This window comes from Anianabacter salinae (genome assembly GCF_019061145.1).
In the GTDB taxonomy this organism is placed as follows: Bacteria; Pseudomonadota; Alphaproteobacteria; order Rhodobacterales; family Rhodobacteraceae; genus Anianibacter; species Anianibacter salinarum.
In genome coordinates, this window is sequence record NZ_JAHQZS010000005.1 from 22,909 (window position 1) to 43,143 (window position 20,235).

The 20,235-nt window shown below is 64.7% G+C and carries 20 protein-coding genes; 8 read left to right on the forward strand and 12 right to left on the reverse strand.

Annotated elements, in window-relative coordinates:
* The first annotated feature begins 59 nt into the window (after positions 1-59).
* Together KTJ87_RS13560 and arfB are read left to right on the forward strand one after the other, a co-directional pair.
* Positions 60-701: a queuosine precursor transporter gene (locus tag KTJ87_RS13560; protein WP_267139681.1), complete on the forward strand. Its 642-nt coding sequence runs from the start codon at positions 60-62 to the stop codon at positions 699-701.
* A 257-nt stretch (positions 702-958) separates the two neighbouring features.
* Positions 959-1,372 (forward strand): alternative ribosome rescue aminoacyl-tRNA hydrolase ArfB, encoded by a 414-nt coding sequence (gene arfB / locus KTJ87_RS13565; protein WP_267139682.1) that lies wholly within the window; start codon positions 959-961, stop codon positions 1,370-1,372.
* 16 nt (positions 1,373-1,388) lie between these two features.
* Here arfB and KTJ87_RS13570 read toward each other — a convergent pair whose 3' ends face one another.
* Both KTJ87_RS13570 and pncB read right to left on the reverse strand, forming a co-directional pair.
* Positions 1,389-2,543, reverse strand: a complete 1,155-nt coding sequence (locus KTJ87_RS13570; RefSeq protein WP_267139683.1) for a sugar-transfer associated ATP-grasp domain-containing protein — start codon at positions 2,541-2,543, stop codon at positions 1,389-1,391.
* A gap of 16 nt (positions 2,544-2,559) precedes the next feature.
* On the reverse strand, positions 2,560-3,852 hold the full coding sequence (gene pncB / locus KTJ87_RS13575) for a nicotinate phosphoribosyltransferase (RefSeq protein WP_267139684.1): 1,293 nt from the start codon (positions 3,850-3,852) through the stop codon (positions 2,560-2,562).
* A gap of 157 nt (positions 3,853-4,009) precedes the next feature.
* On the opposite strand from pncB, the gene KTJ87_RS13580 reads away from it, so the two are divergent.
* Both KTJ87_RS13580 and KTJ87_RS13585 read left to right on the forward strand, forming a co-directional pair.
* Positions 4,010-5,788, forward strand: coding sequence for a TraB/GumN family protein (locus KTJ87_RS13580; protein WP_267139685.1), 1,779 nt, complete (start codon positions 4,010-4,012; stop codon positions 5,786-5,788).
* Positions 5,775-6,263: a type III secretion system chaperone gene (locus KTJ87_RS13585; protein WP_267139686.1), complete on the forward strand. Its 489-nt coding sequence runs from the start codon at positions 5,775-5,777 to the stop codon at positions 6,261-6,263. Before KTJ87_RS13580 ends, KTJ87_RS13585 begins: the two co-directional genes overlap by 14 nt.
* On the opposite strand, the gene pncA is transcribed toward KTJ87_RS13585, so the two are convergent.
* Positions 6,260-6,880 (reverse strand): bifunctional nicotinamidase/pyrazinamidase, encoded by a 621-nt coding sequence (pncA, locus tag KTJ87_RS13590; protein ID WP_267139687.1) that lies wholly within the window; start codon positions 6,878-6,880, stop codon positions 6,260-6,262. The genes KTJ87_RS13585 and pncA overlap by 4 nt on opposite strands.
* 95 nt (positions 6,881-6,975) lie before the next feature.
* Between pncA and trhO the strand changes: the two genes are divergently transcribed.
* The 4 genes from trhO to KTJ87_RS13610 all read left to right on the forward strand — a co-directional run bounded on the left by trhO (position 6,976) and on the right by KTJ87_RS13610 (position 9,410).
* Positions 6,976-7,878, forward strand: coding sequence for an oxygen-dependent tRNA uridine(34) hydroxylase TrhO (gene trhO, locus KTJ87_RS13595; protein WP_267140016.1), 903 nt, complete (start codon positions 6,976-6,978; stop codon positions 7,876-7,878).
* Positions 7,879-8,067: 189 nt separating this feature from the next.
* Entirely contained in the window at positions 8,068-8,511 is a 444-nt protein-coding gene (locus KTJ87_RS13600; protein ID WP_267139688.1) for a hypothetical protein, read from the forward strand.
* 56 nt (positions 8,512-8,567) lie between these two features.
* Positions 8,568-8,966, forward strand: a complete 399-nt coding sequence (gene csgH, locus KTJ87_RS13605; protein ID WP_267139689.1) for a curli-like amyloid fiber formation chaperone CsgH — start codon at positions 8,568-8,570, stop codon at positions 8,964-8,966.
* Positions 8,967-9,014: 48 nt separating this feature from the next.
* The gene (locus tag KTJ87_RS13610) at positions 9,015-9,410 is read left to right on the forward strand and encodes a hypothetical protein (protein WP_267139690.1); all 396 of its coding nucleotides are present in this window, start codon (positions 9,015-9,017) and stop codon (positions 9,408-9,410) included.
* 58 nt (positions 9,411-9,468) lie between these two features.
* Here the strand turns inward: KTJ87_RS13610 and KTJ87_RS13615 are convergent, their stop codons facing one another.
* The 9 genes from KTJ87_RS13615 to mutM all read right to left on the reverse strand — a co-directional run bounded on the left by KTJ87_RS13615 (position 9,469) and on the right by mutM (position 20,198).
* Complete coding sequence (locus KTJ87_RS13615) at positions 9,469-10,389, reverse strand: YHYH protein (RefSeq protein ID WP_267139691.1); 921 nt, start codon at positions 10,387-10,389, stop codon at positions 9,469-9,471.
* A 157-nt stretch (positions 10,390-10,546) separates the two neighbouring features.
* Positions 10,547-12,964, reverse strand: a complete 2,418-nt coding sequence (gene gyrB, locus KTJ87_RS13620) for a DNA topoisomerase (ATP-hydrolyzing) subunit B (RefSeq protein ID WP_267139692.1) — start codon at positions 12,962-12,964, stop codon at positions 10,547-10,549.
* Between the two features lie 101 nt (positions 12,965-13,065).
* Positions 13,066-13,686 carry a LysE family translocator gene (locus KTJ87_RS13625; RefSeq protein WP_267139693.1) on the reverse strand — a complete coding sequence of 207 codons (621 nt, stop codon included), beginning with the start codon at positions 13,684-13,686 and terminating at the stop codon, positions 13,066-13,068.
* Positions 13,683-14,795, reverse strand: coding sequence for a DNA replication/repair protein RecF (gene recF, locus KTJ87_RS13630; protein ID WP_407650496.1), 1,113 nt, complete (start codon positions 14,793-14,795; stop codon positions 13,683-13,685). The genes KTJ87_RS13625 and recF overlap by 4 nt, the downstream gene beginning before the upstream one ends.
* Positions 14,796-14,878: 83 nt before the next feature.
* Positions 14,879-15,997 (reverse strand): DNA polymerase III subunit beta, encoded by a 1,119-nt coding sequence (dnaN, locus tag KTJ87_RS13635; protein WP_267139695.1) that lies wholly within the window; start codon positions 15,995-15,997, stop codon positions 14,879-14,881.
* Between the two features lie 123 nt (positions 15,998-16,120).
* Entirely contained in the window at positions 16,121-17,494 is a 1,374-nt protein-coding gene (gene dnaA / locus KTJ87_RS13640; RefSeq protein WP_267139696.1) for a chromosomal replication initiator protein DnaA, read from the reverse strand.
* A gap of 575 nt (positions 17,495-18,069) precedes the next feature.
* Positions 18,070-18,333, reverse strand: coding sequence for a 30S ribosomal protein S20 (gene rpsT / locus KTJ87_RS13645; RefSeq protein ID WP_267139697.1), 264 nt, complete (start codon positions 18,331-18,333; stop codon positions 18,070-18,072).
* A gap of 173 nt (positions 18,334-18,506) precedes the next feature.
* Positions 18,507-19,283: an enoyl-CoA hydratase gene (locus KTJ87_RS13650; protein ID WP_267139698.1), complete on the reverse strand. Its 777-nt coding sequence runs from the start codon at positions 19,281-19,283 to the stop codon at positions 18,507-18,509.
* Between the two features lie 63 nt (positions 19,284-19,346).
* Positions 19,347-20,198, reverse strand: a complete 852-nt coding sequence (gene mutM, locus KTJ87_RS13655; RefSeq protein WP_267139699.1) for a bifunctional DNA-formamidopyrimidine glycosylase/DNA-(apurinic or apyrimidinic site) lyase — start codon at positions 20,196-20,198, stop codon at positions 19,347-19,349.
* Between the last annotated feature and the right edge of the window lie 37 nt (positions 20,199-20,235).

The window sequence follows — 20,235 nt, forward strand, 5'->3', positions numbered from 1 at the left end:
GGCGCCGTCCCCATAAGGGGGCCAAGTCTCCGCGACCTTGTCAAAACGGAAAACCAGACATGACCCGCATTCTTCCCGGCGTTCTCGCCATGGCCGCCATCGTCGTGGCCTCGAACATCCTCGTTCAGTTCCTGATCCTCGACGGGCTGCTGACCTGGGGCGCGTTCACCTACCCGCTCGCCTTTCTCGTCACCGACGTGATGAACCGCGTCTATGGCCCCGGCCCGGCGCGCCGCGTGATCCTGGCCGGTTTCATCACCGGCATCGTCTGCTCGCTGATCGGCACGCAGATCATGCTGCAAGGCGACGGGTTCAGCTATGCCGCCGTGCCGCTGCGGGTCGCCATCGCATCGGCGTCGGCGTTCCTGATCGCGCAACTTGTCGACGTGGCGGTGTTCGATCGGCTGCGCGGCGGCAAGTGGTGGACCGCGCCGCTGGCCTCGACGGTGGTCGGCTCGGCGCTCGACACCGCGATCTTCTTTACACTCGCCTTCTCGGCCAGCGTCACGCTGTTCGGCGCAGCCGCCAACGATCAGGTGTCCTGGGCGTGGGACGCCGTGCCGTTCCTCAACTTCGGACCCGCCCTGCCGCTCTGGGTGACGCTTGCGGTGGCGGACTGGCTGGTGAAACTGGCCATCGCCCTGCTCGCCCTGGTGCCGTTTCGCGTCATCGTGTCCAGACTGACCACACAGGTTGCGTAAAATCTTTTGACAAACACCAAATATGTGCCAACCTCCAAATATCGGAAACGCAATGAAAGGAGGTGGTCCAGTGTCGAGAGTGATGTTGGAGAGAGGTGTCGGAACAGTCAGGGGGACTAACGTCTGAGGGCAGTCCCTGAGACAGACCAATCCTGATTGGGCTCCAGGTCCTAACTGGCCCATCTCCGTATGACTCGAAGGGCCGCCGTATTTCCGGCGGCCCTTTTCGTTTCCGGCGCATCGCCTATTGTCCGCATATGCTTCAGATCACCGACCGCATTACCATCGAGGACTGGGAGCTTGTCGAACAGTTCATCCGCGCGGGCGGTCCCGGCGGGCAGAACGTCAACAAGGTGTCTTCCGCCGTGGAGCTGCGGTTCGAGGCGGAACGCTCGCCGAACCTGCCCGAGCCGGTCAAGCGGCGGCTGAAGCGGCTGGCGGGGCGGCGCTGGACGAAGGACGGCGCCATCGTCCTGCAGGTGTCCGACGAGCGCAGCCAGACCCGCAACCGCGAAATCGCCCGCGACCGCCTGGCCGAACTGATCCGCGCCGCGACGGTGGTGCCGAAGCGGCGCGTCCCGACGAAGGTGTCCCTCAACCAGAAGCGAAAGCGGGTGGAGGCGAAGAAAAAGCGCGGAGAGGTGAAGGCGCTGCGGGGGAAGGTGGACTGAGGCGCGAACGAAGGCCCTACCCCTTCCGCACATACTCCCACCGCCGCCGCCATTTCGCCCGGCGCCGCGCCACCTCGCCCGCGTCGGCCTCGGCCAGTGCCTCGCGCAGAAGGCGCCCCTGGTCTCCGGCCATGGCTCCCTGCCCCTCGAACACCTGGTAGGCTTCGAGCGAGGGGTTGGTGTTGGCCTCGATGAACACCGGGCCGTTCGCACCCACCGCCACGTCCCAGCCGACCAGCGGCAGGACGTGGATCAGCCCCGCCGCGCGGCGGGTCTTGCGGATCAGCTTGTCCCAGTGCGGCACCATCGCCCCCTCGATCCGCGCGCCGGTTCCGGGGTGAACGGCGTGGCGCGGGGAATGCACGGACGGCTGCGAGAAGGCGGCGGCGATGCGGCCGGTTTCAGGGTCGACCGCCGTGAACAGGTTGCCGCGCTGGGGCGTGTCGGCCAGCGCGTTCAGATGCGGCACCTTCCAGCCGGTGCGCAGGATGTGGCAGCGCCCCTTGTGGAACAGGGTGATGACCCGGACGGTGGCGACGGTCGGCCCGACGATGGCGGTCAGGTCGGGGTGCTGCGGGACAAACCGCTGGAACAGATAGCCCGAATGGCGGTGCTGGCGGTCAAGCTGCTGCCAGACGCGGGCGACCGGAACGCTGCGTCCGTCGAGCAGGATCAGGCTGTCGGATGCAGGGTCAAAGGCGGTCGCGGCGATGGCGTCCTCGGACCGCTGCGCGGACGCGGGCTTGCCGAACAGGGGCATCGCGGCGGGACCCGACAGCAATTCGCGCAACTGCGCCTCGCTGCGCAGATGCGTCGTGCCGATGGGCGCGGGGCGACCGAAGACGGCGAGCAGGTCTGGCGTGTCCAGCCCGGCCCCGCGCAGCATCGCGTCGAACAACAGCTTGTCGCCCACCAGCCCGCGCCGATTGGACAGCCGGTTGATCCGCAGCGCCAGCCGCGCCGCGCCGAGCGTGCCGAGGAAATCGCGGGCCTCGGGGGTCGGGCGCGTGTCCAGACCGAAGGATAGCCACTCGGAATACGTCAGGCCGCGCCGCCAGGGCCGGGTCGCGGCATATTTCAGGCGCTGGCCACGGGCGGACGGCACGGGGTCCTCCACGTCACCCGGTGGCGGCGGGATCGCGGGCCAGGAATGGCTGCCGGGGTCTGTCATGGCTGCGGACGCGCGGTCAGACCAGGACCTCCATCGCGTTCTGGTGACCGACCTCGAAGACACGCTTGTAGCGCGCCACCTCGAGCCCCGGACCCATCGCCTTGTTGGGGTTGTCCGACAGCTTGACGGTGGGGCGCCCATCCGCCGCGACCGCTTTGCAGACCAGCGAGAACGGCGCGAGGCCCTCGTTCGGCACCAGCCCGCGAAAATCGTTGGTCAGAAGCGTGCCCCAGCCGAACGACACCTTCACCCGGCCCGAGAACTGCGCGTGCAGCTCCTCGATCTTGGCGACATCCAGCCCGTCCGAGAAGATCACCAGCTTCTGCTTGGGGTCCTCGCCACGCTCTTGCCACCAGCGGATCGCGGTTTCCGCCCCGGTCGCGGGATCGCCGCTGTCGATGCGGATGCCCGTCCAGCCGACCAGCCAGTCCGGCGCGCGCTGCAGGAAACCTTGCGTGCCATAGGTGTCGGGCAGGATGATGCGCAGGTTGCCGTCATGCTCGTCCTGCCAATCGGACAGAACCTTGTAGGGGGCGGCGAGAAGCTCTTCGTCGGTCTGCGCCAGCGCGGAATACACCATCGGCAATTCATGCGCGTTGGTGCCGATCGCCTCGACCTCGCGGCGCATGGCGATCAGGCAGTTGGACGTGCCGACAAAGGCGTTGCCCAGCCCTTCCTCCATCGCCTGCACGCACCAGTCCTGCCACAGGAAACTGTGCCGCCGCCGGGTGCCGAAATCGGCGATCTTGAGGTTCGGAAGCGTCCGCAGGCGCCCGATCTTTTCCCACAGCTTGGTCATCGCGCGGGCATATAGCACCTGAAGCTCGAACCGGCCCATCCCGGCGAGCACCGCGCGAGAGCGCAGCTCCATCAGGACCGCCAGCGCCGGGATTTCCCACAGCATCACCTCGGGCCATGCGCCTTCGAAGGTCAGTTCGTATTGCCCGTCGCGCACCTCGAGGTGATAGGGCGGCAGGCGCAGCGCCTCGAACCAGTCCATGAACTCGGGCGTGAACATCTGGCGCTTGCCGTAAAAGGTGTTGCCGCGCATCCAGGTGGATTCGCCGCGCGACAGGGACAGCGACCGGATATGGTCAAGCTGTTCGCGCAACTCGCCCTCGTCCACCAGCTCGGCAAGGCGCACGTCCTTCGAGCGATTGATGAGCGAGAACGTGACGCGAGTGTCCGGCTTGTTGCGGAACACCGACTGGCACATCAGCAGCTTGTAGAAGTCGGTGTCGATCAGCGAGCGGACGATCGGGTCGATCTTCCACTTGTGGTTATAGACGCGCGTGGCGATGTCGACCATCTGCAGGTTTCCTTCGGTATCTTGCGCGATGTTAGATCAAACCCTGTTGGGGATGCACAAGGTCGGCCGTCAAGTATTCAGGAAATGGCGCGTATTGTTCGGCACCCAATCTACCCTAAGCGTTCTCTAGCATGAAGGTGGATAGAGGGAGGGCCGCATGGCACGGATCGGGGACACCAATGCAACCGTGATGGTTGCGAAATCCATGGATACAGGGCGCGCCGAGGGATCGGGGAGCACCTTTGATCGCTTCAAGCAATTCTTCTCCAAGAAGTCGCAGGTCGCAGTCTACAATCCCGTCTCGCATCAACACATCGCCTCGGGCGTGTCCAAGCGCCAGATGAATTCCCTCAAGGCCGCCGATCCGGGCCAGGCGATCCAGCACAACAACCTTCAGGCTGCACGGAGGCTCTTGCAGTCGGCGGGTATCAATCCCCTGGGAATGACCGATCAGACCACGGTGAAGATGGGCAAACTCGCGTTGCAGGATCCCGTATTTGCCCAGGGCCTTCGGCAGATGATGACGAGTGCGACACTTCCGAATGCGGCAGTGGGCCCCGCGACGATCAACGCAATTCTTGACGAAAGCTTCGAGAACCCACGACTTGCGGACAAGGTGCTGACCCTTGCGGGCCAAGAAATGCGTGGAGAGGTGCGGGCGGGCGCGACCGACTACATGCTGCAAAGATCGTCGCAAGACCAGTTCATGCAGGATCTGAAGGCCCCGTCGGGACACCCCCCACCCAAGAGCGCGGCAATCCTTGGATTCGAGCCGGTTTTTCATGCAAGAATCCAGAACGTCGAACGCTTTGACAAGATGTTCGAGGCGCTCACAAAGCTTCAGAGCTTTGGCTTTCTGCCAAACGTCCAGATGGATCAGGACGCGCGCACCTTGACCATCGGGATGGAGTATCAGGCACTTTCGGATGTCTTGGCCGAGGCATCGAACCTCTTGGCCACGCGGAACGTGCCCCAAGAGCAGATCGTGTTGACGGGCGGCGGGTTCCCGGATTTCACATTCAAGTCAGAGCTGACTTCAGCGGTCTGGGCCGAAGGGCAGCTTTCCGACTTCGGACGGAACAACAATGGTCTCGCGCTTGAAGAGTTCGCAGGATTGCCCGGCCCCATGGAAGAACGGCAGGACCGTCGGTTTGACGCCGTCCTGACCATGCATACCGAATACGGCTCCATGGATTACGGTACCTTCGACACGGATTTCGCGGCCGGCAACCTCGACGCCCTGGACAATACCCTGAACCTTGCGCCAAGCGATTCCGACAGGATCGACGCTCTGTTTGGTTTCGAAGGAGGCCGGGACGGGTTCGCAATCAGCGAGGCGCACAGCGATACGGCATCGAAACAATTCCTGCACGCGAACCTCGAAAACCTTCATCATGCCGGCGTCAGGGTTCTCGTGATCGAGCATCTCAAGGAATCCGTGACGGGCGACCTGATCCGCGACTACATGGCGACCGATATCGGCACGCCAATGTCACAGGATCTTGCTGTAATCCTGAAGTCCATCGACCGTGGGCATGTCGGGGCCGAAAGCTTCACCGGGCTGCTGACCAAGATGCACGACACGCCACAGCTACGTGACATGCGGATCGTCGGAGGCGACGATGTGAACCTCAATGCATCGCAAGATCCGGTTCACTCGATGGAAGTGCGGATGGGCAACATGAACATGTTCGCCCAGCACAATCTCGAGAACAATCTTCAAGGAGGCGAGAAGTTCGTGATCCTCGCGGGCGCGGCGCACAACAACACCCATGTCGGCCTTGACAACGGCATGCCCGGCTTCTCGCAGGCACTTGAAATACCTGCAATTTCGATCACTGGCGATGTAGGAAACTTTACCGTTGTGACAGACCGCGAGAACACGGCGGCCCGTCGGCCTGCCTCGCTCGAACATCCCAACAATGACAGGCTTTGACATGGGCGACCGGCACACCATCCACGCGCATCTTCAATCCATCTCGCAAGGTGGGCTTTCCCTTGACGAAGACGGGCAGTGCATCCTTCAGGATGACAGCGGGCTTGTGTTCCGCATCGAGGTTCCACAGGCATCAGACCGCGTGTTCTGGATTGCCAACCTTGGGCGCTACACCCCAGGTGGTGCCGACAGCGCGCTTCTGGAAGAGTTGATGCGGCTCAATCATCTTGGCCTTGAGACCAAGGGCGCTCAGTTCAGCCTCGCATCGGATGAGCCACAGGTCGTGCTCTGGCTGTCGCAAGAGTTGCGTCTTGTGACCGAAGAAGTGTTCGAAAGGGTCACGTTGAATTTCGCTGATCTCGCGATCCACTGGACGGCGAAGCTCGAAGCGCTTCGGCTGACCTCTGCCGGCAGCGGTGCGGGCCAAGGCGTCGACCAGGCCGGAAAACAGGGCGAAACCTGGCTGCGAATCTAGGTGGCGTCGGAGCCCGCCAACCGGACACCCACCTCAGCCATCCCGGCCTGCGCGGCCTTGAGCGATCCGTCCATGTCGATGGCGCGGCACAGGTCCTGCCGGACAGTGACGTGAAACCCCAGCCTTGCGGCATCCACCGCCGAGAAGTTCACGCAGAAATCGGTGGCCAGACCGACCATGGTAAGCGTGTCGACGCCGCGCGTGCGCAGGTAGCCTTCCAGCCCCGTGGGGGTTTCATGGTCGTTCTCGAAGAACGCGGAATAACTGTCGATCTGGGGGCGAAACCCCTTGCGGAGGATCAGGTCCGCCGGTTCGAGGTTCAGCCCTTCGTGGAACGCCGCGCCTTGGGTGCCCTGCACGCAGTGGTCGGGCCAGAGCACTTGTGTGCCATAGGGCATTTCGGTGGTGTCGAACGGAGACTTGCCCGCGTGCTGGGACGCAAAGGACGAATGCCCCGCCGGGTGCCAGTCCTGCGTGAACACGCGGACGGAAAATTCGTCCAGAAGCGCGTTGATGCCGGGCACGATCTCGTCGCCGCCCGTGACGGCCAAGGCGCCCCCGGGGCAGAAATCGTTCTGCACGTCGATCACGATCAGGGCTTCGTTTGCGGGTCGCATGGCGGTCCTCCTGCTTTGGCCCTTGGGTAGGATCGCGGGGCGCCCGCGTCAACGGCGGCTTGATCCGGCCCGCTGGCCTGCGTATCTCCGCGCGCATGTATATCGTTGCCGCGCTCTACAAGTTCACGCCGTTCCCGGACCCTGCCGCGCTCAAGGCGCCGCTGGCCGAGGTTGGGTGCGCGAATGGCGTGCGCGGCACGCTGCTGCTGGCGCATGAGGGGATCAACGGCACCATCGCAGGCCCGCGCGCGGGCATCGACGCGGTGCTGGCGCATATCCGGTCGCTGCCGGGGTGCGCTGATCTCGACTGGAAGGAAAGCACGGCAACCGACATGCCGTTCGCCCGGCTCAAGGTGCGGCTGAAGCGCGAGATCGTCACGATGGGCCAGCCGCAAGTCGATCCGACCGCCTCTGTCGGCCACTATGTCGAGCCGAAGGACTGGAATGCGCTGATCGCGGCACCCGATGTGGCGGTGATCGACACCCGCAATGACTACGAGGTCGCCATCGGCAGCTTTGACGGCGCCATCGACCCACAGACCAAAAGCTTCGGCGAGTTCCCGGAGTGGTGGGCCAGGAACAAGCACCGTTTCCACAACAAGCGGATCGCGATGTTCTGCACTGGCGGGATTCGCTGCGAGAAATCGACCAACTACCTGCTCGGCGAGGGGGTGGACGAGGTCTATCACTTGAAGGGCGGCATCCTGAAATACCTCGAAGAGGTGCCGCAGGATGACAGCCTCTGGCACGGCGACTGTTTTGTCTTCGACCAGCGCGTCAGTGTCGGGCATGGCCTGCGCGAGGGGCCGCACGAGTTGTGCCACGCTTGCCGCCGACCGATTCTGCCGCAGGACAAGGGACGGCCCGAATACGAAGCCGGCGTGCAATGTCATCACTGTGTCGGCGACTACTCCGAGGCCGACCGCGACCGGTTCCGCGAGCGGCAAAAGCAGATCCTTCTGGCGCGGGCGCGCGGCGAGGATCACTTGGGCGACTGAAACGTCGCCGCGCATTTCAACATTTAAAACAACGCGTTATCCGATAACATCCGGCGGGTCATCGGATAGCTTTGCCGTGTTATTGCCTGACTAAACGGGTCGCCCCCAGCTTGGTCTCATCGGTCGCTGCCCCCGCACATTCCGGGTCGGCCGAGCCAGAGACCAACCAGGACCCGAAAGGACAGACCCATGACATTCTCGACCTTCCTCACCCGCACCACCGCATCCGTCGCACTGATCTTCACGCTTGGCACCGCACCCGTCGCGGCGGGCGGCTCGTACATCTATTTCGAGCAGACCGGCGGCGGACATGCCATCGGCGCCTACCAGAACGGCAACCGCAACCGCACGACGGTCTACCAGGACGGGCGCCGTAACAGCGCGACGATCCGGCAGAACGGCGGCTACAACCGCACCGTCATCGGCCAGGAAGGCCGCCGCAATACCGCCGACGTCGACCAGTCCGGCCACGACAACATCTCGGGCATCGCGCAGTTCGGTCGAAACAACCGCGCCACGCTCGACCAGCACGGGTCGGGCAACGCGGTCGCCGTGATCCAGGGCGGCAACGGCAACTCGGCCAATGCGCGCCAGGTCGGCCACGGCAACGTCGCCGTCATCATCCAGGACTGACCCCTTGGCGGCGGGGCCAGATCCGGCCCCGCCTCCCCCTGAACAGGAGACCCGACATGACCCTTCTTTCGCACATCCTGCCCGTCTCGGCGCTGATCGGCGCTGTGGGCATCGGCTGCACGACGCTGGCGGACAACGCCGCGCCGGACGACCGCAAGCCCATCGCCTGCGCCGTCAATATCCTGCCCGACAACGGCGGCTTGCGTGTCTTTGCCACCGCCCGCGCCGACACGCCCATGACCGGCGACTACGACCTGGTCATCAAGCAGTCCGGCCGCGCAGGCAGCGCCACGATCCGCCAGAGCGGTGATGTCGATCTGCGCGCGGGCCGGACCGAGACGCTGGGCGAAGCCCGCATGTCAGGCCGCGCCGCCGACATCGACGCCACGTTGACGCTGCGGCTGGGCGGCAAGACCTACCGCTGTGGCGAGGCCGACCAGCCCGTCGACCTTTGACCCAAGACTGAAATCCGACTGACCCCGTACCCCGAAAGGACCACTGCCATGATCCGCCAGACCCTCGCCGCCGCCGCCCTCGCCCTTGCCTGCACCGCACCCGTCGCGCAGGCCGGGGGCAGCATCAACTTCAGCTATAATGCGCAGACCTCGGACGAAGCGCGGGCCATTCGCGGTGCGCTGGCCATCTACGGGCTGGTGCAGGACGTGCAGACCAACGGCCACGTCACCCAGAACGGCATCCGCAATGCCGCAGCGCTGTCCCAGACCGGACGGGGCAATTCCGGCATTATCCACCAGGACGGAAGCGATCACGACGCGTCGCTTGAGCAGTCCGGGCGCCGCAATTCGCACGGGATCTTCCAATTCGGGCGCGGCGCCAGCACCCACGTCACCCAATCGGGACGCGGCAACACCGGCGTGACCTTTGGCTACGGATGGTAAGCCGCCATGCCGCCCGCCATCGGCCCCGGCGCGATCAAGGCGCCGGGGCCGATGCGTCTTATGGCCTGCGCTTGCGGAACGACGCGTCGGGCGTGCCCGCAAAGCAGCCCATCACATGGGGATAGGTGTCGGTCACGACATAGCCATAGACGCCGTCCTGAACCATGCCGTTGCACTCATCCAGATCGCCCGAGCCCGCGACATAGACCCAGTCGTCGATGAACGTGCCGTCATAGGTGCCGCCGGGCCCGCCCGTCCGCGTACCGGACTTGAGCCGATAGCTGGACTGCGCCTTGCGCAGCGTTCCACCGTCGACAATGTAGCTTCCAAAGATCGGAAAGCCGTCAGCTGCAAAGCCGATCACCGGGGACGGACCGGTTGCCCCGGTCTGCTGGAACAGCGCCATCGGGTTCCCGTGGTAATGGTAGGTTCCGTCGGGCTGGGTGTGGGCGTTGTGCTCGTCCGCGCCAAAGGTGTTGCCCGCGCCAAGGGGATCGTAGCGGTAGGGCGCCGACATGTCGTTGCAGCCGATCCGCCCGTTGCCGACACCGAAGCATCCGGCGGCCATCATGTCCAGCTTCACGCCGTTCAGGAAGATGGCGTTGTCATAGGTCAGGCTCAGGGCTGTCGGCCGGGCCGCACGCTGCGGCGCCGCCGGAAGCGTGTAGGTCTGCGCGCCCTCTTGTACCGGCGTATGGAAGCGACCTGTCCGGTTGAAATCGTGGTTCGGGATCGCGTTCGACGTCACACGGCAGGTCGATCCGTTCGCGGTGACGGTGACATTTGCCGCGAAGGTGCGGTTGTTCTGAACATCCGTCGCCCGGGCCGTGTTGTCGGCGACGTAGGCGGCGCAGTTTGCCGAACGATCCGTCAGGATCTCGTTCGTCATGTCATGTGCGTACGCCGGGACGGCAAGGCATGCCCCCGCAAGAGCGGCGACCAGTGGCCCGGCGCTGCGGCGATGCTGTGTTTCGATCATTCTGGAATATCCTTCACTCACCTGTTGCGGTGCCTATACGGCAACCACGCGAAATTCCGTCGCGGTATTTTCTGAAATCTTGTGGGAAGGCGTGAAACGACAACGGCCCCGCGCTGCACGCGCGAGGCCGTTCCATCTTGCCGGTTCCGGCACCGGATCAGAAGTCGAGGTTTTCCACCGACAGCGCGTTCTGCTGGATGAATTCGCGGCGCGGCTCGACCACGTCGCCCATCAGCTTGGTGAACACGTCATCTGCTTCCGCCAGATCCTCCACCCGGACCTGCAACAGCGTCCGCGCCTCGGGATCGAGCGTGGTTTCCCACAGTTGGCCGGGGTTCATCTCGCCCAGACCCTTGTAGCGTTGCAGGCTCAGGCCCTTCTCGCCCTCTTCAAGGATCGCGTTCAGCAGATCGAGCGGGCCGTAGATGTTGATTTCCTTGTCCTTGCGGATCAGCTTGGCCGGTTCGCGGTAGACATCCCGCAGCATGTCGGTGAACCCGCCCAGACGCCGCGCCTCGCCCGAGCGCAGGACGGCACCGTCAAGCACGCGCACCTCGTCGACCCCGCGCAGCACACGCCACAGCCGCAGGCCCTTGTCCTGCGTCGGACGCCCCTGCCAGCCCTTCTCGTATTCCAGCGCGATCAGGTCGAGCCGTTCGGCCACCCGGTTCGCCACGCCCTGCAGGTCGGTGTCGATCTGCCCCACGGCAAAGGCGCCCGCGATCGCGGACTGTTCCAGGATGGCGTGCGAGTAATGCGTCGGGAACGCCTGAAGGATGCGGCGTACGTTACGCGCCTCTTCGACCACGCGGGCCAGATCCTGCGCGCTGATGTCCTCGCCCGTGCCCAGACGCAGAACGGCGCCGTCGACGCCCATCTGGATCAGGTAATCCTCGAGCGACGGGTGATCCTTGAGATAGACCTCGGATCGCCCGCGCGCGACCTTGTAGAGCGGCGGTTGCGCGATGAAGAGATGCCCGTTCTCGATCAGCTGGGGCATCTGCCGGAAGAAGAAGGTCAGCAGCAGCGTGCGGATATGCGCGCCGTCGACGTCGGCGTCGGTCATGATGATGACCTTGTGATACCGTAGCTTCCCGAGGTCGAATTCGTCGCGTCCGATCCCGGTGCCCAGCGCGGTAATCAGCGTGCCGATCTCCTGGCTGGACAGCATCCGGTCGAACCGCGCACGTTCGACGTTCAGGATCTTGCCGCGCAGGGGCAGAACGGCCTGGTTCTGCCGTGACCGGCCCTGTTTGGCCGAACCGCCCGCGCTGTCGCCCTCGACAAGGAACAGCTCGCGGAATTCGGGGTTCTTTTCCTGGCAATCCGCCAGCTTGCCCGGCAGCGACGCGATGTCGAGCGCGGATTTCTTGCGCGTCAGGTCACGCGCCTTGCGCGCCGCCTCGCGGGCCAGCGCGGCCTCGACGATCTTGGTGACGATGATGCGGGCGGTCTGGGGGTTCTCTTCGAACCATTCCGTCAGCTTTTCGTTCATCAACCCCTCGACGGCGGGGCGCACCTCGGACGAGACCAGCTTGTCCTTGGTCTGAGAGCTGAACTTGGGGTCCGGCACCTTGACCGACAGGATGCAGGTCAGCCCTTCGCGGGCATCGTCGCCGGTAAAGTTGATCTTTTCCTTCTTCGCAATGCCCGACTGACCCGCGTAGATGTTCAGTGTCCGGGTCAACGCGCCGCGAAACCCCGCCAGGTGCGTGCCGCCGTCGCGCTGCGGGATGTTGTTGGTGAACGGCAGCACCATCTCGTTGTAGCTGTCGTTCCACCACATCGCGACCTCGACGGTGATCCCGTCGCGTTCGCCGGTGATGAAAATAGGCTGGTCGATCAGCGGGCTCTTGTTTCGGTCGACGTAGCGGACGAACTCGCGCACGCCGCCCTCGTATTCCAGCACAGACTCGACCGGTTCCGCCGGACGCTCGTCCTCCAGCACGATGCGGACGCCGGAATTGAGGAACGCCAGCTCGCGCAGGCGGTTTTCCAGCGTCTTGAACTGGTATTCGAGGTTGGAAAAGGTCGTGGTCGAGGCCAGGAACCGCACCTCGGTGCCCTTCTGGCCCTGCGCGTCGCCGACGACCTCAAGATGCTTGACGGTATCGCCGCGTTCGAAGCGGGCGTAATGCTCTTTCCCGTCGCGCCAGATCCGCAGGTCGAGCCAGTCGGACAGGGCATTCACCACCGACACGCCGACACCATGCAGACCGCCCGACACCTTGTAGGAATTCTGGTCGAATTTCCCGCCCGCGTGCAGCTGGGTCATGATGACCTCTGCCGCCGAAACGCCTTCGCCCTCGTGGATGCCCACCGGGATTCCGCGGCCGTTGTCGCGCACGGAAACCGAGTTGTCGGCGTGGATTTTCACCCGCACCTCGGTGGCGTGACCGGCCAGCGCCTCGTCGATGCCGTTGTCGACGACTTCGTACACCATGTGGTGCAGACCTGACCCGTCGTCGGTGTCACCGATATACATGCCGGGGCGCTTGCGAACCGCCTCCAAGCCTTTGAGAACCTTGATTGAATCAGCGCCGTATTCTTCCGGCGGCTGGACGGTGTCGGCCATGCCGTGCCTTCCTTCGTCTTTTTCCGTTTTTATACGGGCTTATGGGGGGATTGTCACGCACCGGACACAAGATTTGGTAGCACCTGCAGCATCGCGCGCAGTCACGTGAACGGGATCACGAGACCCACCGCGATCAGCAGTCCCCCGGCGGTCCGGTTGGTGCGCCGCACCGCCTGCGGCGAGGACAAAAGCCGCTTCACCCGGTCGATGGACAGCGCCAGCACCAAATTGCCCGCCAGCGGCACGATCGCCGAAATCAGCGAGATCACCACCATGTCCATCCAGGTGACGCGGGTGATGTCGAAGAACCCCGGCAGCATCCCCATGTAGAACAGGATCGCCTTGGGATTGCCGATGATGACCGCCAGCCCCGCCGCAAATCCCGCCAGCATCCCGGGCCGCGTCAGGCGGCTGTCCTTCGACAGTTCGACATCCGCGTTGCGCCAGATCAGCACGCCCATGACAAGGAAGGTCGCCGCCGCCACCCACTTCAGCGCGACCAGGAACCCCGAGAACACCGTCAGGATCCAGGCGACGCCAAGGATGGCGAGGAACGGCCAAAGCATGTCGCCGACCACGACACCCAGCGCCAGCGGCCAGGCCGCGTGGAACCCGCCCGACAGCGCGCGGGCGACCAGCGCCACCCAGACCGGGCCAGGGGTCAGGAACAGGATCAGCAGCGCGCCCGCATAGGCGGCAAGCTCCAACGCCGAGATCGTCATGGTGCATCCTTCATCTCGATCCGGCTTGCACCGGCCTCGTCCGTCACTTCGACGTATTGCGCGCGGTCGCCCAGCGCCTCGAACAACTCCGGCCCCGTGCCGGTCATCCAGGCCTGCGCGCCAAGCCCGGCGATCTCGTCGTAAAGCGCCGCGCGGCGGGCGGCGTCAAGATGCGCCGCCACCTCATCCAGCAAGAGGATCGGCGGCGCGCCGAAATCCTCGGCCAGCGCGCGGGCATTGGCCAACATCAGCGAGATCAGCAGCGCCTTCTGCTCGCCGGTGGAACACTGCCGCGCCTCGATGCCCTTTGCGGCCCAGACCGCGCCCAGATCGGCGCGGTGCGGCCCGGTCAGCGTGCGCCCCGCCGCCATGTCACGCCCGCGCCCGTGTGCCAGCGCGTCGGCCAGGTCCTCCGCAGTCTTCGGCATCGGCGCCTCGGCGGGCGCCTCCAGCGTCAGGTCGGGCGCGGGGAACGCCGTCTCGGCCCCCGCCTGCGCCGCCGCCAGACGGGCAAGCGCGCGGCCCCGCGCGGCGTGGATCGCAGCGCCGGAACTCGCCATCTGCGCCTCGACGGCCCGATACCAGGCGCCATCGCGCACCATGTCCTTCAAAAGCCGGTTGCGCTCGCGCATCGCCTTTTCATAGGCCAGCGTCTCGTCGCCATGCTCAGGGAAAAAGCTCATCGTCATGCGGTCCAAAAACCGCCGCCGTCCGTCAGCCCCCTCGATCCAAAGCCGGTCCATCGACGGGACCAGCCAGACCATCCGCACGATCCGCCCCAGCGCGACCTGCGCCGCCGGTTTGCCGTCGATCGTCACCTGACGCGCGCCGCCGGGCTCTGCCCAGCTTTCGATCTCGTGCGACTGGCCGTGGCTTTCCACCTCGGCCACCAGCTTCCAGCCGATCGCCTCGGGCCGCCGCGCCATCTCGTCCGCCGCCGCGCGCCGCAAACCCCGGCCCGGCGACAACAGCGAGACCGCCTCCAGCACGTTGGTCTTGCCCGCGCCATTGGGCCCGAACAGCGCCACGGGCCGCCCGTCGAGCGACAATCTCGCGCGCCGGTGCGACCGGAAATGCGACAGGGTCATGGACGTGATCGAAAGCCGCATCACCCCTTGTCCATCTTTGGTCGGGAAGTACTCCGGGGGGGTCCGGGGGGGCAGCGCCCCCCCGGCCTTGCCCCCTGGCACCGTCACACCCGCATGGGCATGACGACGTAGACCGCCGAGGTGTCGTTGCCTTCGCGCATCAGCGTGGGATCGCCGGAGGAGTTGAACAGGAACACCGCGTTCTCGCGGTCCACCTGGCTGGCGATCTCCAGCAGGTATTTCGCGTTGAACCCGATTTCCAGCTTCTCGTCGCCATAGGCCACGGCCAGTTCTTCCTCCGCGTTGCCGCTGTCGGGGGCGTTGACCGACAGGATCAGACGGTCTTCATCAAGCTGCATCTTCACGGCGCGGCTGCGCTCGGACGACACGGTCGCCACGCGGTCCACGGCCTGCGCGAATTCCTGCGCGTCGACTTCCAGCTTCTTGGTGTTTCCGGTTGGTATCACGCGGGTGTAGTCGGGGAAGGTGCCGTCGATCACCTTTGACGTCAGCATGATCTCGGGCGTGGCGAACCGCACCTTGGTCTCGGACACCGACACAGCGATCTTGGCGTCGTCGTCGTCCAGAAGCTTGCGCAACTCGGTCACGGTCTTGCGCGGCACGATCACGCCCGGCATGTCGTCGGCGCCAACGGGGAGCGCCGCGTCGATCCGCGCCAGCCGGTGACCGTCCGTCGCGACGCAGCGCAGCACCTTGCCACCCTCGGCGTCCGAGACGTGCATGTAGACACCGTTGAGGTAGTAGCGCGTCTCTTCGGTCGAGATGGCAAAACGCGACTTGTCGAACAGGCGGCGCAGCATGCCCGCCGGCGCCGAGAAGTTCGACGCGTATTCCGACGACGCCATCACCGGGAAATCTTCCTTGGGCAGGGTGGCCAGCTGGAAATGCGCCCGCCCGGCCTGCACCGTCAGCCGCCCCGACGCGCCGTCGTCGCTGAGCTCCACCAGCGCCCCGTCGGGCAGCTTGCGCACGATGTCATGCAGCATCACCGCCGACACCGTGGTGGCACCCGCGCGGATCACCTGCGCGTTGATCTTGTCGATCACCTCGATGTCGAGGTCGGTCGCCCGGAAACTCGCGCTGTCACCATCCGCCTCGATCAGGACGTTGGCGAGGATCGGGATGGTGTTGCGACGCTCGACGACCGATTGCGCCTGGCCAACCGCACGAAGAAGCGCGCTGCGCTCGATGCTGATTTTCATAACCCTGTCCCTAATCGTCCCCTGCGCCCTGCCGGGGCATGAAACTTACCCGTTCCACCCGGCAGCACAAGAATTTTCCGGACTGTCTGTCGGTTTCCCCATAGCGTCAAGGGGAGGCCCGAGTTACGCTTCCAGAGCGCGGCGCAGAAGTTCCACGTCTTCGGCGATCTGGCTGTCGATGGACTTGAGTTCCTCGATCTTCTTGACGCCGTGCATGACGGTGGTGTGATCACGGTTGCCGAACCGGCGCCCGATGTCGGGCAGCGACCGCGAGGTCAGCCGCTTGCACAGCCACATGGCGATCTGCCGGGGCCGCGCGATGGTGCGCACCCGCTTGGGGCCGACCAGATCGGACAGCCGGATATTGAAATGCTCGGCCACTTTGCGCTGGATTTCCTCGACGGTGACCTTGCGGTCCGAGGATTTCAGGATGTCGGTCAGGCATTCCTGCGTCAGGTCTAGGTTGATCTCGCGCCCGACGAGCGAGGCGAAGGCGAAAAGCCGCATCAGCGCGCCTTCCAGCACCCGCACGTTGGTCGAGATGCGGTGGGCGAGGAATTCCAGAACGCCGTCCTGAAGCACAAGACCCGGATACTGCGCGCGATACTGGTCGACCTTCTGCTGCAGGATGCCGAGGCGCAGTTCATAGTCGGTGGGGTGCAGGTCGACCACGAGGCCGCACTGAAGCCGCGACTTGATGCGGTCTTCGAGGTCCTTGATCTCGCCCGGCGCGCGGTCGGCGGAAATGATGATCTGCTTGTGACGGTCCACCAGCGTGTTGAACGTGTGGAAGAATTCTTCCTGCGTGCTGTCCTTGCCCGCGATGAACTGGACATCGTCGACCATCAGCACGTCCACCGAGCGGAACAGCTGCTTGAAATCCATCATGCTCTTGTCGCGCAGCGCCTGGATGAACTGGTACATGAAGCGCTCGGCAGAGATGTAGACGACCCGCAGATCGGGGCGGCGCGTCTGCAGCTCGTGCGCGATGGCGTGCATCAGGTGCGTCTTGCCAAGGCCCACGCCGCCATAAAGGAACAGCGGGTTGAACGTGACCGAGTTGCCTTCGGCAACGCGCTTGGCCGCCGCATGAGCCAGCTGGTTCGGCTTGCCCACGACGAAGCTGTCGAAGGTAAAGCGCGGGTCCAGCGGCGCGCCGGGCATGTCCGCCTCGTCGTAGGACGACAGTTCGGAGCGCGACAGGATGGTCCGCGAGCGGGGCGCCTCGAGTTCGGTGGCGGAGGCAGGGGCGACATCGGCGCCAAGGCGGAAATCGACGCGGGTCACGTCGGCGCCGCGGGCGCGAAAGCCTTCCAGGATGCGGTCGGAATAATTCCGCGCGACCCAGTTGCCGAGAAACGTGGTGGGAACCGACAGGATCGCGACGTTGTCTTCCGTCGTCAGAAAATCGACCGGCGCGATCCAGTTCTTGTAGTTGTGTTCTCCAACGGTGCCTTGCAGCTCACTCTTAACTTGCCCCCAGATGTCGTTCGTCATTTGCGTCCGTGACCCGTCGATTCTGTTTTCGTTACGGCCGAAACGGCCAGCGACCTGCGCGCAGAATCTCGTACGGGGACACAAAAGTTACGGGTTCCGGTTCCACCAAGCACACGGCGGACGGATCGGCTTTTGTTTGCTTGGGAGACGCGGAAAACGGCTGGCAGTCTCTCGAAGTGTCCCTACTTCGGATCAGTCGTCTTCGCGTCTCGCCGTGTCATTGGACAGATCCGGCCCGCGTGGAAATGCGGTCGGATACGCTGCGGGTCATGGGCAGCCATGACATGCAACGCGGTGGCCTTCCGGTGCGCCCCCCCTCGGTCCCTGACGGGTCCGGGCATCCGTGTGGCGTCGGTCGGCCTCTGCCCCCCAGTAAGCGATTCATTGCGAAGACAAAGCTAGCAATCTCCGCGCTCGAGTCGCAACGCGGCTGGACCGTCTTGGATGCCGCTTTCTGTGGGGGCTTCGCGTAATCCCTTGTTCCGGCTAGCCAGAGCGTCGGAAATGCAACACCCCGATGACAAAAGCGCGCCGCAAGCGGCGCGCCCTCTAGCCCAACAAAGGTTGAGATTCGTTCAGCCGAGCGCTTTGACGCGCGACGACAGGCGGGAAATCTTCCGCGCCGCAGTGTTCTTGTGGACGATGCCCTTGGTCACGCCGCGCATCAGTTCGGGCTGCGCATCGCGCAGGGCGGTCTTTGCCGCTTCCGCGTCGCCGGAGGCCAGCGCCTCTTCGACCTTGCGCAGGTAGGTGCGGATGCGCGACCGGCGCGCCTTGTTGACGGCATAGCGCGCCTCGTTCTGGCGGGCGCGTTTCTTGGACTGGGGGGTATTTGCCATGTGCGTTCTCTTTCGTCTGTCGGGTCGTCACAAATAGGGTGAACGCGGGAAGACCCGACCCCGGGTTCTGAACCGGGTTGCTCTGGCCAAGGCGGGCCTCACGCGCATGTATGGCCGTGGCCTATAGACCAGGCGGCAGGGTTTGGAAAGGGCGGAATACCCGCCCCTTCGCGTCACTTGTCGCGGAACTGCGCCTCGCGCTTGTCGAGGAAGGCGCTCATGCCTTCCTTCTGGTCCTCGGTCGCGAACAGCGAATGGAACAGTCGCCGCTCGAACAGGACGCCCTCGCGCAGCGTGGTCTCGTAGCTGCGGTTCACCGCTTCCTTCACGGCCATGACGGTCAGCATCGACTTTTCGGCAACCTTCTGCGCCGCCGCCATCGTTTCTTCCATCAGCTTCTTGGTGGGAACGACGCGGCTGACCAGCCCCGATCGTTCCGCCTCTTCGGCGTCCATGAAGCGGCCGGTCAGGTTCATGTCCATCGACTTGGCCTTGCCGACAAAGCGCGTCAGCCGCTGGCTGCCGCCCATCCCGGCCACGACGCCAAGGTTGATCTCGGGCTGGCCGAACTTGGCGCTTTCCGACGCGATGATGAAATCGCACATCATCGCAAGCTCGCACCCGCCGCCCAGCGCATAGCCGGACACTGCCGCGATGATCGGCTTGCGCACGCGCAGGATCGCCTCGCTGTCAGCGGTAAAGAAATCCTGGCCGAACATGTCGACAAAGCTTTTCCCCGCCATTTCCGAGATGTCGGCCCCGGCGGCGAATGCCTTTTCCGACCCGGTAAGAACGATGCAGCGCACCTTTTCGTTCTGGTCGGCGTCGCGCAGGGCCTGCGCCAGTTCCCCGAGCAACTCGGAGTTCAGCGCGTTCAGGGCGTCGGGACGGTTGAGCCGGATCAGGGCGACGTGGTCGTCGATCTCGACGATGATCGTCTTGTAGGCCATCGGTACTGCCTGTTCGGTTGCCAATAGGCCCGAGTCCATACCACCCGGCGGTCGGTGTTCAAGTTATCTTTGGCAGTCCGGGCAATAGAACGAAGAGCGTCCCGATTGCACCACGCGGCGTATCGACTGCGTGCAGCCCGGGGTGACGCAAGGGCCGCCTTCACGGCCATAGACGCTGAACGAGTGCTGGAAATAACCAAGTTCGCCGTCTGCCTGGCGGTAATCGCGCAACGACGATCCGCCTGCCTCGATCGCTTCGGCCAGCACCGTGCGGATCACCGGCACCAGCGTGCGCACGCGCTTGTCAGAGATGCGCCCCGCCTTGCGCAATGGCGAGATCCCCGCGCGGAACAATGCCTCGCAGACGTAGATGTTGCCCAGCCCCGCGATCATGCGCTGATCCAGAAGCGCCGCCTTGATCGGCGTGTTGCGGCCCTGCAGGCGGGCGGCGAGGTAATCCTCGTCGAACCCGTTGCCCAAGGGTTCCGGCCCGATCCCGGCGATCAGCCAATGATCCTCGGTGCGGCTTGTGGGGCAAAGGTCCATCGCACCGAAGCGCCGGGCGTCGTTGAAGGTGACACGCGCCCCGCCCGCCATGTGAAACACCACATGGTCATGTTTCGCCGCGGCCGGGTGGTCGTGGTGGAAGGCGCCGACCCGATTGCCCGAAATCAGCATCCGCCCCGACATGCCCAGATGCACGATCAGCGTCTCGCCACTGTCGAGATCGGCGAGGATGTATTTCGACCGCCGCCCCAGCCGCAGCACCCGCCTGCCAGTCAACCGATCGGCCATCCGCTCGGGCAGGGGCCAGCGCAGATCGGGGCGATTCACGTCCGCCCGTTCGATCACGCGACCCTCCATCACGGGGACCAGCCCGCGACGGACTGTCTCGACTTCCGGCAATTCAGGCACTTGAACCCCTCTTGTCCGGGCGGCGCGATTGTAACCC

Coding starts and splice junctions, on each gene's coding strand:
- trhO (WP_267140016.1), top strand. CDS start 6,976: ATGTATATCGTTGCCGCGCTCTACAAGTTCACGCCGTTCCCGGACCCT.
- KTJ87_RS13615 (WP_267139691.1), bottom strand. CDS start 10,389: ATGATCGAAACACAGCATCGCCGCAGCGCCGGGCCACTGGTCGCCGCT.
- KTJ87_RS13580 (WP_267139685.1), top strand. CDS start 4,010: ATGGCACGGATCGGGGACACCAATGCAACCGTGATGGTTGCGAAATCC.
- pncB (WP_267139684.1), bottom strand. CDS start 3,852: ATGGTCGACATCGCCACGCGCGTCTATAACCACAAGTGGAAGATCGAC.
- KTJ87_RS13625 (WP_267139693.1), bottom strand. CDS start 13,686: ATGACGATCTCGGCGTTGGAGCTTGCCGCCTATGCGGGCGCGCTGCTG.
- KTJ87_RS13610 (WP_267139690.1), top strand. CDS start 9,015: ATGATCCGCCAGACCCTCGCCGCCGCCGCCCTCGCCCTTGCCTGCACC.
- recF (WP_407650496.1), bottom strand. CDS start 14,795: ATGCGGCTTTCGATCACGTCCATGACCCTGTCGCATTTCCGGTCGCAC.
- KTJ87_RS13560 (WP_267139681.1), top strand. CDS start 60: ATGACCCGCATTCTTCCCGGCGTTCTCGCCATGGCCGCCATCGTCGTG.
- rpsT (WP_267139697.1), bottom strand. CDS start 18,333: ATGGCAAATACCCCCCAGTCCAAGAAACGCGCCCGCCAGAACGAGGCG.
- gyrB (WP_267139692.1), bottom strand. CDS start 12,964: ATGGCCGACACCGTCCAGCCGCCGGAAGAATACGGCGCTGATTCAATC.
- csgH (WP_267139689.1), top strand. CDS start 8,568: ATGACCCTTCTTTCGCACATCCTGCCCGTCTCGGCGCTGATCGGCGCT.
- KTJ87_RS13650 (WP_267139698.1), bottom strand. CDS start 19,283: ATGGCCTACAAGACGATCATCGTCGAGATCGACGACCACGTCGCCCTG.
- KTJ87_RS13600 (WP_267139688.1), top strand. CDS start 8,068: ATGACATTCTCGACCTTCCTCACCCGCACCACCGCATCCGTCGCACTG.
- pncA (WP_267139687.1), bottom strand. CDS start 6,880: ATGCGACCCGCAAACGAAGCCCTGATCGTGATCGACGTGCAGAACGAT.
- KTJ87_RS13585 (WP_267139686.1), top strand. CDS start 5,775: ATGACAGGCTTTGACATGGGCGACCGGCACACCATCCACGCGCATCTT.
- dnaA (WP_267139696.1), bottom strand. CDS start 17,494: ATGACGAACGACATCTGGGGGCAAGTTAAGAGTGAGCTGCAAGGCACC.
- arfB (WP_267139682.1), top strand. CDS start 959: ATGCTTCAGATCACCGACCGCATTACCATCGAGGACTGGGAGCTTGTC.
- KTJ87_RS13570 (WP_267139683.1), bottom strand. CDS start 2,543: ATGACAGACCCCGGCAGCCATTCCTGGCCCGCGATCCCGCCGCCACCG.
- dnaN (WP_267139695.1), bottom strand. CDS start 15,997: ATGAAAATCAGCATCGAGCGCAGCGCGCTTCTTCGTGCGGTTGGCCAG.